The 15,094-nt window shown below is 40.4% G+C and carries 13 protein-coding genes; 2 read left to right on the top strand and 11 right to left on the bottom strand.

Annotation, left to right across the window (positions count from 1 at the left end; genetic code table 11):
• Window positions 1–8: 8 nt before the first annotated feature.
• The 10 genes from ribH to KK487_RS03580 all read right to left on the bottom strand — a co-directional run bounded on the left by ribH (window position 9) and on the right by KK487_RS03580 (window position 10,857).
• Window positions 9–473, bottom strand: a complete 465-nt coding sequence (gene ribH / locus KK487_RS03625) for a 6,7-dimethyl-8-ribityllumazine synthase (protein ID WP_008110216.1) — start codon at window positions 471–473, stop codon at window positions 9–11.
• Between the two features lie 96 nt (window positions 474–569).
• Entirely contained in the window at window positions 570–1,682 is a 1,113-nt protein-coding gene (ribBA, locus tag KK487_RS03620; protein WP_013464232.1) for a bifunctional 3,4-dihydroxy-2-butanone-4-phosphate synthase/GTP cyclohydrolase II, read from the bottom strand.
• 28 nt (window positions 1,683–1,710) lie between these two features.
• Window positions 1,711–2,364 (bottom strand): riboflavin synthase, encoded by a 654-nt coding sequence (locus KK487_RS03615; RefSeq protein ID WP_128583396.1) that lies wholly within the window; start codon window positions 2,362–2,364, stop codon window positions 1,711–1,713.
• Window positions 2,365–2,388: 24 nt separating this feature from the next.
• Window positions 2,389–3,516, bottom strand: a complete 1,128-nt coding sequence (gene ribD, locus KK487_RS03610) for a bifunctional diaminohydroxyphosphoribosylaminopyrimidine deaminase/5-amino-6-(5-phosphoribosylamino)uracil reductase RibD (protein ID WP_024601559.1) — start codon at window positions 3,514–3,516, stop codon at window positions 2,389–2,391.
• Window positions 3,517–3,518: 2 nt separating this feature from the next.
• Window positions 3,519–3,968: a transcriptional regulator NrdR gene (gene nrdR / locus KK487_RS03605; RefSeq protein ID WP_010390928.1), complete on the bottom strand. Its 450-nt coding sequence runs from the start codon at window positions 3,966–3,968 to the stop codon at window positions 3,519–3,521.
• A gap of 107 nt (window positions 3,969–4,075) precedes the next feature.
• On the bottom strand, window positions 4,076–5,332 hold the full coding sequence (glyA, locus tag KK487_RS03600) for a serine hydroxymethyltransferase (RefSeq protein ID WP_013464229.1): 1,257 nt from the start codon (window positions 5,330–5,332) through the stop codon (window positions 4,076–4,078).
• 268 nt (window positions 5,333–5,600) lie between these two features.
• Window positions 5,601–6,884, bottom strand: a complete 1,284-nt coding sequence (gene thrC / locus KK487_RS03595; protein ID WP_013464228.1) for a threonine synthase — start codon at window positions 6,882–6,884, stop codon at window positions 5,601–5,603.
• A gap of 11 nt (window positions 6,885–6,895) precedes the next feature.
• On the bottom strand, window positions 6,896–7,831 hold the full coding sequence (gene thrB / locus KK487_RS03590) for a homoserine kinase (protein ID WP_096038198.1): 936 nt from the start codon (window positions 7,829–7,831) through the stop codon (window positions 6,896–6,898).
• 9 nt (window positions 7,832–7,840) lie between these two features.
• Window positions 7,841–10,258 (bottom strand): bifunctional aspartate kinase/homoserine dehydrogenase I, encoded by a 2,418-nt coding sequence (thrA, locus tag KK487_RS03585; protein ID WP_096038197.1) that lies wholly within the window; start codon window positions 10,256–10,258, stop codon window positions 7,841–7,843.
• A gap of 230 nt (window positions 10,259–10,488) precedes the next feature.
• On the bottom strand, window positions 10,489–10,857 hold the full coding sequence (locus KK487_RS03580; protein ID WP_024601555.1) for a response regulator: 369 nt from the start codon (window positions 10,855–10,857) through the stop codon (window positions 10,489–10,491).
• A gap of 376 nt (window positions 10,858–11,233) precedes the next feature.
• On the opposite strand from KK487_RS03580, the gene KK487_RS03575 reads away from it, so the two are divergent.
• Window positions 11,234–13,000: an ATP-binding protein gene (locus KK487_RS03575; RefSeq protein ID WP_013464224.1), complete on the top strand. Its 1,767-nt coding sequence runs from the start codon at window positions 11,234–11,236 to the stop codon at window positions 12,998–13,000.
• Window positions 13,001–13,073: 73 nt separating this feature from the next.
• The gene (gene rdgC, locus KK487_RS03570) at window positions 13,074–13,985 is read left to right on the top strand and encodes a recombination-associated protein RdgC (protein WP_008111993.1); all 912 of its coding nucleotides are present in this window, start codon (window positions 13,074–13,076) and stop codon (window positions 13,983–13,985) included.
• 232 nt (window positions 13,986–14,217) lie between these two features.
• Here the strand turns inward: rdgC and KK487_RS03565 are convergent, their stop codons facing one another.
• Window positions 14,218–15,057 (bottom strand): HDOD domain-containing protein, encoded by an 840-nt coding sequence (locus KK487_RS03565; RefSeq protein WP_024601554.1) that lies wholly within the window; start codon window positions 15,055–15,057, stop codon window positions 14,218–14,220.
• Between the last annotated feature and the right edge of the window lie 37 nt (window positions 15,058–15,094).

The following is a 15,094-nucleotide window of genomic DNA, read 5'->3' as shown; positions in this document are numbered from 1 at the left end:
CCTTAAACTTAAATTTTATCTAACACATTAACCATTTCAAGCGCACCTAAAGCAGCTTCGCCGCCTTTGTTACCCATTTTGGTACCTGCGCGCTCAATTGCTTGCTCAATGCTTTCAGTGGTTAATACGCCAAATGCAACCGGGATATCATACTCAAGCGATACTTGTGCAAGCCCTTTATTTGACTCGCCAGCGACGAGATCAAAGTGAGGCGTGCCCCCTCTGATCACTACACCTAAGGCGATAATTGCATCATATTCTTTTTTTGCTGCAACGCGTTTCGCTGCTAAAGGTAATTCAACCGCACCGGGTACGTAAATCACGGTAATATCGTCTTCTGATACTCCACCAGTACGTTTTAGCTCATCAACAGCACCTGCAAGCAAGCTACTACCAATAAAGTCATTAAAACGAGAAATGACAATGGCAAACTTTTTGCCTGGAGCGTATTTATTACCTTCAATAATTTTCATTTGATAACCCTAAAAATAAGTTTAAGCGATTTCGGTTGCGCAAAAAAAATTGATGCGCATTATACCACATAAATAAAATAATAACCTAGCGCGTAATTATTGTGGCTCTACGTAGTCAACCACTTCTAAATGGAACCCTGATAATGCATGGTATTTTTTAGGTAAACTCATCAAACGCATTTTTTGAATACCTAAATCAGCCAGAATTTGCGAACCCACACCGACGGTGCGCGAAGTACCTTGAAATTTACGTGGCGTCACATTTTCACCCGCATCAGCTGCGGCAAACGCTTTTACTGTGGCTTCTAACTCTTCAGTGCTTTCTTGCTTACCTAAAATAACTAAGGCGCCATTATGCTCAGCAATATAAGCCATTGCTTGCGATAAACCCCAACTACGGTCAGCATTGCGATCAGAGAGTAAAATATCGTTAAAGGTACTTTGTAAATGCACACGTACTAAGGTCGGTTCTTGTTGTTTTATTTCACCTTTAAGCAATGCATAGTGTAACTGCCCATCAATGGTGTCTTTGTATGTCACTAAGTCAAACTCACCATGTTCAGTTGGCAATTTACATTTTGCAACTTGCTCAATTGTGGTTTCGTTTAGGTTGCGGTACTCGATTAAATCAGCAATGGTGCCAATTTTAATATCATGTTGCTTAGCAAATACTTCTAAATCAGGACGACGCGCCATGGTGCCATCTTCATTTAGGATTTCTACAATCACTGATGATGGCTCAAGCCCTGCTAAACGCGCTAAGTCACACCCTGCTTCTGTATGCCCTGCACGTGTTAACACGCCGCCTGGTTGCGCCATAATAGGAAAAATATGACCTGGTTGTACAATATCGCTTGGCACAGCGCCTTTCGCGATGGCAGCTTGAACAGTGCGGGCACGATCCGCTGCAGAAATACCTGTGGTAACCCCTTTTGATGCTTCAATCGACATAGTGAAATTAGTTGAGAATGCGGCACCATTATTTTTTACCATTAATGGTAAATCAAGCTGCGAGCAACGCTCTTGAGTCATCGTTAAACAAATTAGTCCACGGCCATGAGTCGCCATAAAGTTAATCGCTTCTGCACTAATGTGTTCAGCAGCAATAATTAAATCGCCTTCATTTTCTCTGTCTTCATCATCCATTAAAATAACCATTTTACCGGCTTTAATGTCATCAATTATTTCTTGTGCGCTGTTTAAATTCATAAGTTGCTCGTATAAGTTGTCAATGTCGTTATTTTATAAAGCCCGCTTTAGCGAGTAAGCTCATCGAAATATCTGAACCCGTAGGCTGCTCAGCCCCTCTAACTAGGCGCTCTAAATAACGTGCTATTTGGTCGACCTCTAAATTAACTTGGGTGCCAACTTTAAAGTCAGCTATGGTCGTTTGCCCGCTGGTATGCGGCACAATAGTCAGTTTAAATTTATTACCTTCAACCGCATTAACCGTCAGGCTAATACCATCAATACAAACCGACCCTTTGTAAGGAATGTATTTCATTAAATTTTCATCGGTGGCTAACCAATATTCTGTTGCTCGCGCATTGGCATTAATCGCTGTGATAGTGGCAATACCATCTACATGGCCAGACACTAAATGACCACCGAGGCGCGAGACAGGTTGCATCGCCTTTTCTAGATTAACGGTTTGCCCTAATGCGTAATGTGCAAATCCCGTTAAGCTAATCGTTTCATTTGATAAGTCAGCACTAAAGCCATCAATATGCTTATCAACAACCGTCAGGCAGACACCATTAGTTGCAATACTGTCACCTAACTTAACATCACTCATATCAAGGTTTTTACTTTGGATACGAATAGCTAAATCACCTTGTTTTTTTTGTAATAACGCAATTTTACCTGTCGCTTCAACTATTCCAGTAAACATAGTGCTACTCTTTATATAAAATGATTAATGAGCTTTTTTTAGTGCTGTGATACGTAAATCATCACCAATTGGCACACACTCATTAAAAGTTAAATTAATGGTATTTTGCATACTCATTAACTCTGGGAAATTCAGTAAACTTTTAGCATCGCAGCCCATTAATTTAGGGGCAATGTAAAAAACAAACTCATCAATTAAATCAAGTTCTGTCATTTTGCCAGCCAGTGTTGCTCCGGCCTCTAGCCACACATTATTAAACTGCAATTGGGCTAGCGTGTTTAACACGGCCAGTAAATCTACTTTATTATTATTTTCAGGTACTTCAATCTGTTTAACAAAATGAGGCCACTGATGCGATTTATCAACCTTGGTGGTAAATATTATCACCTCACTTTGAATTGAAAATAAGGCAAGATCAGGGGTAAGTCTATTTTGTGAGTCAATAACAACGCGAACCGGTTGGCGCAGTGGTAAATCAGTTGGTAAAGAATACGGTAACTCTTCTGGGCGCACATTTAATTTTGCATCATCCATTAATACCGTATCGGCACCGGTTAAAATTGCACAGTTTTGTGCTCGGTATAGTTGCACATCTTGGCGCGCAGCGGGGCCTGTTATCCATTTACTTTGGCCGTTTTTAAGCGCCGTTTTACCATCAATACTGGCGGCCATTTTGCAAGTCACAAAGGGTAACCCCTGCTCCATGCGCTTAAAAAACCCAAGGTTTAATGCGCGAGCTTGCGCTTCAAGTAATCCGTGAGCAACTTCTATACCAGCATCCGCTAAAATTTTCAGACCTTTGCCTGCAACTTGCGGGTTGCTGTCAACCATTGCGGCAATCACTTTTTTAACACCGGCTACTTTTAGCCCTTCAGCACATGGCGGTGTTCGACCATAATGACTGCAAGGCTCAAGTGTTACATAAGCGGTTGCGCCTTTTGCATTTTCGCCAGCCATAGCCAGTGCGTTTACCTCTGCATGACCTTGGCCCGCTAACCGATGAAATCCTTCACCTATTACTTTATTATTCTTTACGAGTACGCAGCCAACATTAGGATTAGGAGTGGTGGTAAAGCGCCCTTTTTTTGCCAGTTCAATAGCGCGGGCCATGTAGCGTTTATCATCCTCTGAAAACGAACTTTGCTTGGTCATTACTATTCCCCTAAGCGGGCTATTTCTTCACCAAATTCGCGTATATCTTCAAACGAGCGATACACAGAGGCAAATCTTACATAAGCCACTTTATCTAACTTTTTAAGCGCTTCCATAATGCACTCACCCACCAAATGGCTAGACACCTCGCGTTCGCCAGTGGCACGTAACTGCGACTTAATAATATTAACCACTTCATCAACTTGCTCAGTGCTTACGGGGCGTTTTTCGAGGGCGCGAGTTAAGCCATTTAGTAACTTATCTTCATTAAACGGTTCGCGGCTGCCATCTTGCTTGATGACCCGTGGCATCACTAATTCAGCCCCTTCAAAGGTGGTAAATCGTTCGTGGCATTCATTACATTCACGACGTCTACGTACTTGGTGTCCCCCACCTACAAGGCGAGAATCAATAACTTTAGTATCTTTGGCGGTGCAAAAAGGGCAATGCATAACTGTGTGTTTCCGTTTTAAAAACAAAAAATGGCCGCTATCATAGCGGCCATTATCATAACAAAAATGTGTGCAGTTGTGATCTAAATTACTATTTTACTCTTGGATTAAGCGTAAACAGGTAATTTTGCACAAATTGCTTTCACTTTTTCTTTTACTTGCGCTTGTACTGACTCATCTTCGATGTTGTCTAGTACATCACAGATCCAGCCCGCTAACTCTTTTGATTCAGCTTCTTTAAAGCCACGACGAGTGATTGCTGGTGAACCAATACGCAGACCAGAGGTAACAAATGGTGAACGTGGATCGTTCGGTACTGAGTTTTTGTTAACCGTGATATTCGCATTACCTAGGGCAGCATCTGCATCTTTACCTGTGATATCTTTGTCGATTAAATCAAGTAAGAATAAGTGGTTGTCAGTTTTACCCGATACTACTTTGTAGCCGCGCTCTTGTAATACCGCAACCATTGCTTGTGCATTTTTAACAACTTGTGCTTGGTATGTTTTAAACTCAGGTTGAAGTGCTTCTTTAAATGCAACCGCTTTAGCAGCAATAACATGACATAAAGGACCACCTTGGCCACCTGGGAAAACAGCGCTGTTTAGCTTTTTGTAAATTTCTTCATCGCCACACGCAGAGATGATTAAACCACCGCGAGGACCCGCTAATGTTTTGTGTGTTGTGGTTGTTACAACGTGAGCAAATGGCACTGGGCTTGGGTAAACACCCGCAGCAATTAAACCTGCAACGTGCGCCATATCAACAAATAAGTAAGCACCTACTTTGTCTGCAATTTCACGGAACTTAGCCCAATCAACAATACCTGAGTATGCAGAAAAACCAGCAATGATCATTTTTGGTTTGTGCTCAAGTGCTAACGCTTCAACTTGTGCGTAATCAATTTCGCCAGTTTCTTCGTTAAGGCCATACTGAATTGCGTTGTATGTTTTACCAGAGAAGTTAACGTGTGAGCCGTGCGTTAAATGACCACCGTGCGCTAGGCTCATGCCTAATACAGTATCAAGTGGGCTTAAAAGAGCTTGGAAAACAGCAGCATTCGCTTGTGAACCGGCATGAGGCTGTACGTTTGCGTAATCTGTACCAAATAATTCATTTGCGCGGTCAATAGCAAGTTGCTCAACCACGTCTACGTGCTCACAGCCACCGTAGTAACGTTTGCCCGGGTAACCTTCAGCGTATTTGTTAGTCAGCTGAGAACCCTGCGCTTCAAGTACGCGTGGGCTACAGTAGTTTTCAGATGCAATTAACTCAATATGCTCTTCCTGACGTGATGTTTCTTTGCTCATCGCGTCAAATAACTCTGGATCAAAGTCCGAAATATTCATGCTACGTTCTAACATTGGGGTCTCCTGGGCAACGTGTATGGGTATTTTTTAGAGGCTTTATTGTACGCTTAAAACGACGTTTTGCCTACGCTCTTAAGTTGAGGATATTTAAACAGGGATTGAAACTATTTCACAGCATTTTGATGATGATATTTTTTTATAAACTAATAACAATTTTAAATGAATTTTATTTACTACATTTATATAGCTTATGCGTTATGTCTAAAGCGATGCATAAACAAACAAAAAAAGCGGCCTAAGCCGCTTTTATTATCTGCCTTTTTTAGGCAAGCTTTTTAAACAACTCTGTACGCAAAATATCATAATCGTTGTGCATATCAGTGGCTAAACACGGTTTTGCTAATGCATCAGCTAACGGCTTTGGCATATCTAATTCAACATTAAGGATATCCTCAACGCTGTCTTTAAATTTGGCCGGATGCGCAGTCGCTAAAAAAATCCCCACAGCATCTGCCGCCTTATTTTCTACAAGACCTTGGTAAGCAATTGCGGTGTGAGGCTCTGCAATATAGCCAAGCTGTTGAATTTTTTTCATCACTGTTTGTGTTTGCTGTTCATCAACACTCACCGAATAAAAGTTATCATAACTAAACCAGTTATTATCTAACATTGATTGCACACGTGGCCAGTTATTAGGTTTACTCACATCCATTGCATTTGAAAGCGATTCAATTGTCGCATTAGGCGTCCAATTTTTATCAAGCATAAAGCGCGGTACTGTGTCGTTTTGGTTTGTAGTCGCGCTTAGTTTACCTACAGGCATACCAATAACCGCGCCAATCATAGCCGCACACACATTACCAAAGTTACCACTCGGTACTGAAATATGCGCTGTAGCACGCTTTTCTTTTGGCAGCTGTGCAATGGCTTCAAAGTAATAACATACCTGCGCGACTAAACGGCTAATGTTAATTGAATTTGCTGAGTTTAAACCTAACTTCGATTTTAGCTCTTCATCTAAAAATGATTTTTTAACCAACTCTTGGCAATCATCAAAACTACCCTCAATCGCATAACAGTGAATGTTGTCACCAAGCGTTGTAAATAACTTTTGCTGCGCTAATGAAATTTTACCTTTAGGGTATAAAATAACGACATCAATATTTGGTTTGTTATAAAAAGCATGCGCTACGGCAGCCCCGGTATCACCCGATGTTGCAGTTAAAATAGTGACTTTTTCACCTTGATTAAATTGCGCCAAGCACTCGGCCATAAAACGGCCACCAAAATCTTTAAATGCCAGTGTTGGGCCGTGAAATAACTCTAAGCAATAGGTATTATCTTCAACTTCCACCAGCTTAACCGGAAAGTTAAACGCATTCTTAACCATCTGGGCAACAGTATCACTTGGCAGCTCGTCACCAATAAGGTGCGATAAAATTTTGCCGCTGCGAGTAACAAAGTCCATATCTAGTAATGCATCAACATCACTTAATGGCGCTAACGACTCTGGAAAAAACACACCTTGATTACGCCCTAGTCCTGTTTTTACAGCTTCAACAAACGACACTTTTTGTGAATATTCTTTTAAATTATGTAATTGCATGACTCTTTATCCTATAAAACATTTAATTGACGCGTGCCGTCGTTATCTAATTTACAAATATGGCAAAAGCCTTGTTCGTTGATGTAATTTTCCTCTAGCCACTGCGCGCATTGCTCTGCCGCTTCAAGCGTTTTACATACACTAAACAAGGTCGGCCCTGCGCCTGAAATACTCACAACTTCAGCACCCAGTGCTGGTAAGCTTGCTTTGGCATCACTAAAGCCGCTTATAAGTGGCGCACGGTATGGCTCTGCTATTTCGTCTTTCATAATGCTTAATGCATCATCAAAACGCCCTGTTAACAGTAAGCTACTAAACGCCGATAAACGCTGAGCAAACTCAACCCCGGCATGCATACTTAGCTCTTTTGGTAAAACAGAGCGCGCTTTTGCGGTATTGAGCGAAAAGCCCGGAAATGCGGCGACGTAATACCAGTTTTCATCAACAGGTAAAGCAATAGATTTATCAGGAATTAAATCACCGGTTAGCTGTAAGCCGCCTAAATAACACGGTGTGATGTTATCGTAATGGCGCCCCCCACTTACAACGGCTTCAAAATCTGCCATAAGCTCAATGAGCTCTACTTGGCTTAAATTAGTTTTGGCAAATTTATCCAGTGCTGCAAATGTCGCCACCACAGAGCAGGCACTTGAGCCTAATCCCGAACCAATCGGCAAATTTTTCCTAAGTTCGAGCTTTACCGCAGGCATATCAGGCGCAACATGCGCTCTAAAGTGCACTAAACACTGATATGCTAAATTTTCTTGCGCATCACTAGGTAACTTATGTGCGTAGTCGCCAGTACAAATAAATTCATCACTCGATGCGGCACTAACAACCGCCACATCACCTAATAAACCGCCATCAATGGGCGCAAGTGCGGCGCCCAGCGCATCAAAGCCAACGGCAAAATTACCAATAGACGCCGGAGCATATACTTCAATCATGACTGACTCCTAGCGAGATAATGTTTTTAATATGTCTGCAAATACACCCGCAGCCGTTACTGCAGAGCCAGCCCCATAACCACGAATTACAAACGGACGCGGTTGGTAGTATTGGCTTAAAATAGCCAGCGCATTTTCACCATCACGAATAACATTCAATGCATGTGATGAATCCACCGCTTCGATTCCGACCTTACAGTGACCATTTTTAATTGTGCCTACATATCGAAGTACTTTACCTTCACTTGCTGCACTTTGAACACGGTCGTTAAAATCAGCATCTAAGCTAGGTAATTTCGCCATAAACTGCTCCACATTGTCACCTTGGGCAAAACCTGGCGGTAAAACCGACTCCACTTCAATATCGCTAAGCTCTAATTTCATACCGGCTTCGCGTGCAATGATCAGTAATTTACGTGCTACGTCAGTTCCCGATAAGTCATCGCGCGGATCGGGCTCTGTAAACCCGCTTTCTTTGGCTTTAATTGTTGCTTCAGAAAGTGATAAACCATCTTCTAGTGCTCCAAACATGTATGAAAGCGAGCCTGATAAAATACCACTAAACTCAAGTAACTCATCACCTGCACCAAACAACGATTGCAAGTTATCGATTACAGGTAAACCTGCACCTACGTTAGTTTCGTATAAAAACTTACGATTATTTTTATGTGTTGCTGCAATTAAATCTTGGTAATACGTATATGAACTCGTGGTGGCTTTTTTATTGGCAGCCACAACATGAAAACCTGCATTTAAAAAATCTACATATTGTGCAGCTAAGGCATCTGATGAAGTACAGTCAACTAGCACTGGATTAACTAAATGATTTTGCTTAACAAATTGCTCGACCAGTTTTAAATCAAACGCTTGCTCTGACTGCGCCAGTTTTTGCTGCCAATCATCAAACGCAATCCCCTCACCATCAAGGTGTAATTGACGAGAGTTGGCAACACCATATAGGTTTAATTTAATATTACGCTTTTCAAGCCATGCTTGTTGACGCTCAAGTTGGTTAATTAGCTCTTGGCCGACTAAGCCACAGCCCAATAAAAACACATCAATTGAAGGAACATGAGTAAAGAAGTTTTCATGGCAAATTTTAACCGCGTCATTACATAATTCACCGTCAATAACGGCTGAAATAGCACTTTCTGTTGAATCTTGCGCTATGGCAACAATGTTTACTTGCGCTTGTGCAAGCGATGCAAAAAACTTAGCCGCTAACCCCTTATGGGCACGCATGTTATCGCCCACTAACGTTACTATTGCTAAATTACGTTGCACATTTACCGGCTCAATGAGCCCCGCTTTTGACTCTAAGTCAAAGGCTACTTGCAACGCACTTAACGCTAGATTTAAATCGCTTTCATGTACACAAAAGCTAATGCTAAATTCACATGATGACTGGGTAATGAGTACAATTGACACGTTATCATGCGCCAATGCATTAAATACTTTAGATGCCATGCCTACTTTACCTTTCATGCCTGGGCCTGAAACTGTCAGCATAGCTAAATTTTGTAGGCTTGAGAGTGCTTTTACTGGTTCATCAGATACCGTATCGTTACTAATTAGTGAGCCTTGCGCATCTGGGTTATGAGTGTTTTTAATTTCGCATGGCACCCCTGCTTTTGCACACGGTAGGATAGTTTTAGGGTGCAATACTTTAGCGCCAAAATAAGAAAGTTCCATCGCTTCTTTATAAGATAGGAAATCAACCTTAGTGGCTTTTTTGATATAACGCGGATCGGCGCTGTATACACCATCAACGTCAGTCCAAATTTGACACACTTGCGCCTCTAAACACGCCGCAGCAATCGCCGCCGAGTAGTCAGACCCATTACGACCAAGCGTTGTAAGCTCCCCTTCATCATTACTTGCGGTAAAGCCCGGCATAATATAAACCGTCGCAGGGGATTCTTTTAACACGGCTTGAAAACGTGCTTTACTGGCCACTAAATCCGCTTCTGCGTCTATGTATCCGCCGGTTGAAACAATACAATCTGTTGCTTGTAAATAATGCGCGTTATGATCGGCTAATAGGCTTTGCATTAGCGATACGCTAACACGCTCACCAAAGCTAATAATGAATGCTCTGACCTTATCAGGGCAGCACTTTATCAGTGCAATACCATCAAGCTTATTTTTAAGTTCGTTAAAGTCAGGCCAGTTTTTAACTGCTCCTTGCTTTTCCTCTACCGCCGCTTTAAGCGTGTTGCATCGGCTAGTCAGTGAATGCCATTGTTCACTAAAGTCATGCCCCTGCTCTGCAGTACTAGCTAAATTAACTAACGAGTCAGTCATGCCACCTGGGGCTGACAGTACCAGTAACATTTCATCTTTTAATTGTGCCTTAGCGAGTGCAGCAACTTGCTCTAAACAGGCAAAATCAGCGAGCGATGAGCCGCCAAATTTTAATACGCGCATTTTTTATGTTTCCTCATTCCATAAAACGAAAAAAGGCCTGTGTTCTAAGTGAACACAGGCCTTTAAATTTGTTGCACCGACCTATGCCACTATCCAGTAAGAATGGTGGTTGTAATAATAATGGTCGTTACAAGACTAAATGTTTTCATAAGCTTAAGACTGCCTTAACACAGGCTATTCTGTCAACCCTAAATTAGCAGATAAAACAGTCTTTTTCATCATGAATTTTATTAATAAATGCCAAACTTATGCAAAACTGTACTCAGTTGCGTTTTATTAATTGGCTTATGAATAAAATCGATTGCGCCTAGTTGCGCGACACGTGCTTGCATTTTTTGTTGGATATCAGCAGAGATCACTAATACATAAGACTCTATTTTAGAAATTTTGATTTGCTCAAGTACTTCAATACCATCAACTTCAGGCATGGTTAAATCAAGACACAGGAGATCGAAATGCCTTTGACGCAATTGCTCCAACGCCTCTTTACCGTTAGTTGCTTGCTGAATATCGGCATCAATACATTCTTTTAAACAGCGCATTACCTGTTTGCGAGCAACGGTGGAATCATCACAGACTAAAATAGAAAAACGCATCATAATGACTCATTAATTAAACTCATACAAAACACCTAAACCCACTGTAAAATTAGTTGGTTGCCCAATCCGCAACAGTCAAAATTATAACCAAATTAGCAACGAGCAGATTATTTATTGTAACTTTTATTAACGTTATCAATAAAATGCTTAATTGCACAATACAAATTAGTAAATTAACTATTTCCAAGTAAAAAACAGCCTATCCAAACCAACGGTTCTCAAATAGAAACCCAATACATATAGAACAGAATGATTGCTTATTTAACAACGCTAAATAGCAATATTATAAAATATATGTTTATTTTTAATCATTTATTAACTAATGTTTATAAGCGTACATTAACAGTTGAATAATTTAAGGAAATATAAGCCTCCCATGCCGCAAAAAAGTCTTTCAACAAAGTTACTCACTCGGGTTTTATCAGTTTATTTTATACTGACCTTTGTGGTGACCTGCGGGCAAATTTTCGCAGAGTACGTCAATACTAAAGATTACATACGCGATGAACTTGGCACATTACAAAAGACCTTTGGTAGAAGTTTAACCAGAGCAATTTGGGAGCTAAATATAAAGCAAACCACCACAACCGCAGAGGGGTTACTCGATATACCTATGGTTGAGGGGGTTATTATTCGTGACGATAATGGCGCTATTATTTCTCAATTAGGCCGCGCACTAAATATTCACAATCTTTACAGTCAGCAACTTGTGCAAGAAGATGTTATGGTAGAGGACACCAAAGCCGGTTTATTTGGCTATACATTTCCACTTATTTTTGAGTTTTCAGGACGAGCAACGCAAGTAGGCGATGTTACTTTATTTTCTAGTCGCGATGTAATTTTTAGTCGCATTATGCTCTCTATCTACTTTTTGATTGGTAATGCCATGATTAAAACAACTTTTTTAATCATCTTATTTTTAATTGCATTTAGAAAGTTACTCACCGAGCCCCTTACTCAATTAACCGAGCAAATTGAATACCTTGAGTTAGAAGAGCTTGATGGTCAACAGGTTAAAATAGTCACCGATGAAAATAACGAGCTTAAAGTAATGGAACGCTCTTTTAACAATCTGATTTCGAAGGTTGTTGAGTATAAAAAAGAGTTAAAACAAACTCAGCATGACCTAATTGAAAGCAATCAAAAACTGGATCAACAAAACTTACAACTTGAACAGGATGTTGCGCGTAAAACATCAAATTTAAGCCAAGCAATGATCGATCTACAGCAACAAAAATATGAACTAGAGCGACAAAAAGCAGTTTTAACAGAGGAAGTCGATTTACGAAAGCAAACCGAACAAGAACTGTTAAGCAAACAAACTCAGCTGCAAAGCTCGCTCGATGAATTAAGCTTTGCGCAAGAGCAACTGGTTGGCTCAGAAAAAATGGCGGTATTAGGCGGCTTAGTGGCGGGGATCACTCATGAAATTAATACCCCTATTGGTATTGGCGTTACTGCCACCTCTTTTTTACAAGAGCGATTAACCGAAATAGAAACTGCGTATAAAAATAAATCATTATCGTCTGCGGCTTTAGAAGGCTTTATTAATGATGCAGCGCAAAGCGCTCAACTGCTCTCTCACAACTTAGAACGTGCCTCAGATTTAATAACCAGCTTTAAACAAATTGCGGTAGATCAGGCCAGTGAAGCTCTAAGAACAATTAACTTTAAAGACTACATCAACGAAGTTATACGCTCTTTGCACCCACAAATTAAAAAAACATCTCACAGCATTCGCCTACATTGCCCAGATGATTTAATTATTAACTTACCTGCGGGAGTCATTAGCCAAATATTTACGAACCTAATTATGAACTCATTAGTGCATGGTTTTGAAAATATAAACAGCGGCCAAATCACCATAGATGTGAATACTGATGAAAACGACCTCATCATTAATTATCAAGATAACGGTTTAGGTTTAAAACCGGCTCAACTAAAGCGTTTATTTGACCCATTTTTTACCACCAAGCGTGATGAGGGTGGCAGCGGCTTAGGTGCTCATATTATTTTTAATCTAGTAAAACAAACGCTCAATGGTAAAATTGAAGTAAGTAGTGAGCCTGGGCAAGGGTTACACTACCGTATTTCGTTCCCTAAAAACATGTCATCTCCCCTGCCACTTTTTAAACTCGATTAAGCTAAATCAGCCGTTTCTAGAAGCGGCTTTTATTGCTATGATTGCACAAATTTTTTAAATGGATCATTCCCCTATGTGGTTTAGTAACCTTATATGCTATCGCTTTAAACAAGACGTTTCATACACACAAGAAGACTTTGATAAGGCATTAGAGCAAGATCTATTTCGTCCTTGTACTGGCCAAGAGTTGGCAACATTTGGTTGGACAAAAGCATTTGGTAAACATGGTGAAACTCTGTCTCATTTCTCACAAAAAAGTATTTTAGTGTGCGCTAAACGTGAAGAAAAAGTATTACCAGCCTCGGTAATAAATGAGCTGGTAGCAGAAAAAGTTGATCAGATTGAAGCCGAAGAAAATCGCCCAGTAAAGAAAAAAGAAAAAGATGAATTAAAAGAAAACATCTTACACACCTTATTGCCACAAGCATTTAAAAAATCGAGCTTGCAGTTTGCTTTTATAGACCAAGAAAATGGGTGGGTGGTAGTTAATAGTGCAAGCTTTAATAAAGCAGAGGAACTACTTGCTCTATTACGTAAATCATTAGGGACATTACCCGTTGTTCCTGCGTTTGCTAATTATGATTTAGACGTATTTTTAACTGACTGGCTTACTAACTTTAGTACTCCAGAGGGCTTTGCAATTGGATCAGACGCTGAACTTGAAGAAGCTGATGACAGTGGTGCTCAGGTAAAACTCAAAGGCCATGACCTATCGTGTGACGAAGTGAAGTCGCACCTTGAAAGTGGTAAGCGCGTTACTAAGCTTGCCCTTGATTGGCAAGAGCGCGTTAAATTTATGCTACAAAACGATGGCTCAATTAAACGTTTAAGCTATTCAGAAACACTTAAAGAAGAAAATGCCGATATTCCTAAAGAAGATATGGCGGTTAAACTAGATGCTGATTTTATTCTTGCATCTGAAGAAATTAAGCAATTGCTAGAAGAGCTTACACAGGGCTTAGGTGATGCTGACGATTTAGCGTAAAAGCTTTATTAAATAGTATTAAAAATAAAAGCACGGTATTAATCGTGCTTTTTATTGTTCAAAAACAAGTTATACCAATTGCATTAAATTAGTGATCTATTATAGCGACAAAGAAATAAGTCGATAACAAGGCAAAAATTATGATACATAGTTGTTCTATATAAATAATTTTTAACGCAGGTAGCGGATTATTTAATACGCTAGAATAATCATGTTTTTAATAAAATTGGTATTAACTAAACATTTCTTTTACGTCTTCAACCATATGCAAATACTCTTCACTCTCTAACATTTCTAATGAAGAAAATATGCCTTTATCAATATACGTTTGCAGCGCTGCTGACTTATCAGATACTTGTAAGGTTCCCTCAAGGATTGCACCAACACGAATGAAGTCGATATAACTCACCTCAGCAGTACGATGATTCACATCTGCCCAGTGCTGCGCGACCTCAACAAACACATCAGGAAATTCCCACGCTTTCATGATTGAACCACCAATTTTACCACTTAAACGTTGAATCGCATGGGCTAAAAAGCTGGGGCTTGCAAACACTTCAGGGTGACGCTCTGCTTCAGTTAAAATGGGTAACACCCCAATATTATAAACTAATGAAGCTAATGTAATGGCATCGCGATTTAGCGATGTATGGGTATTTCTTTTTAAGTAAAACTCCATTAATGAAATAGAGTGCGAGGCCACATGCAGCGTTTTATGCCACGCCTTTCCCATGTAGCCTTTTATTAACTCGTTGTTAGATACAAATAACTGCTCCATCGCCATGGCTGTGGCAATATTTTTTATTTGCCTAAGCCCAATACGTGTAACGGCTTGGTGCAAGTTAGACACCTTTACAGCTCGGCCCATAATTGCACTATTTGCGACTTTGATCATCCGCGCCGACAATGCAGGATCATGTGCTATCACATCTGACATTTGCATCAAATTAACATCGGGGTTATCTGCGGCTTGGCGAACCTTAATCGCTACCTCAGGTAACGTAGGTAACACCAGTGTGTCGTTGTTAATTCTGTCAACTAAAATAGTGAGTAAGGCATTTTCTGTAGACATAAATATCCCTTTGCTTAATGACCTACACTTTACAGCA

The sequence above is a fragment of the Pseudoalteromonas sp. SiA1 genome (assembly GCF_018732205.1).
GTDB lineage: Bacteria > Pseudomonadota > Gammaproteobacteria > Enterobacterales > Alteromonadaceae > Pseudoalteromonas > Pseudoalteromonas tetraodonis.
Note: the sequence above shows the minus strand (reverse complement) of the source record. Positions and strands in the feature narration are given on the sequence as shown.

Coding starts and splice junctions, on each gene's coding strand:
- ribH (WP_008110216.1), bottom strand. CDS start 473: ATGAAAATTATTGAAGGTAATAAATACGCTCCAGGCAAAAAGTTTGCC.
- ribBA (WP_013464232.1), bottom strand. CDS start 1,682: ATGAATTTAAACAGCGCACAAGAAATAATTGATGACATTAAAGCCGGT.
- KK487_RS03615 (WP_128583396.1), bottom strand. CDS start 2,364: ATGTTTACTGGAATAGTTGAAGCGACAGGTAAAATTGCGTTATTACAA.
- ribD (WP_024601559.1), bottom strand. CDS start 3,516: ATGACCAAGCAAAGTTCGTTTTCAGAGGATGATAAACGCTACATGGCC.
- nrdR (WP_010390928.1), bottom strand. CDS start 3,968: ATGCATTGCCCTTTTTGCACCGCCAAAGATACTAAAGTTATTGATTCT.
- glyA (WP_013464229.1), bottom strand. CDS start 5,332: ATGTTAGAACGTAGCATGAATATTTCGGACTTTGATCCAGAGTTATTT.
- thrC (WP_013464228.1), bottom strand. CDS start 6,884: ATGCAATTACATAATTTAAAAGAATATTCACAAAAAGTGTCGTTTGTT.
- thrB (WP_096038198.1), bottom strand. CDS start 7,831: ATGATTGAAGTATATGCTCCGGCGTCTATTGGTAATTTTGCCGTTGGC.
- thrA (WP_096038197.1), bottom strand. CDS start 10,258: ATGCGCGTATTAAAATTTGGCGGCTCATCGCTCGCTGATTTTGCCTGT.
- KK487_RS03580 (WP_024601555.1), bottom strand. CDS start 10,857: ATGATGCGTTTTTCTATTTTAGTCTGTGATGATTCCACCGTTGCTCGC.
- KK487_RS03575 (WP_013464224.1), top strand. CDS start 11,234: ATGCCGCAAAAAAGTCTTTCAACAAAGTTACTCACTCGGGTTTTATCA.
- rdgC (WP_008111993.1), top strand. CDS start 13,074: ATGTGGTTTAGTAACCTTATATGCTATCGCTTTAAACAAGACGTTTCA.
- KK487_RS03565 (WP_024601554.1), bottom strand. CDS start 15,057: ATGTCTACAGAAAATGCCTTACTCACTATTTTAGTTGACAGAATTAAC.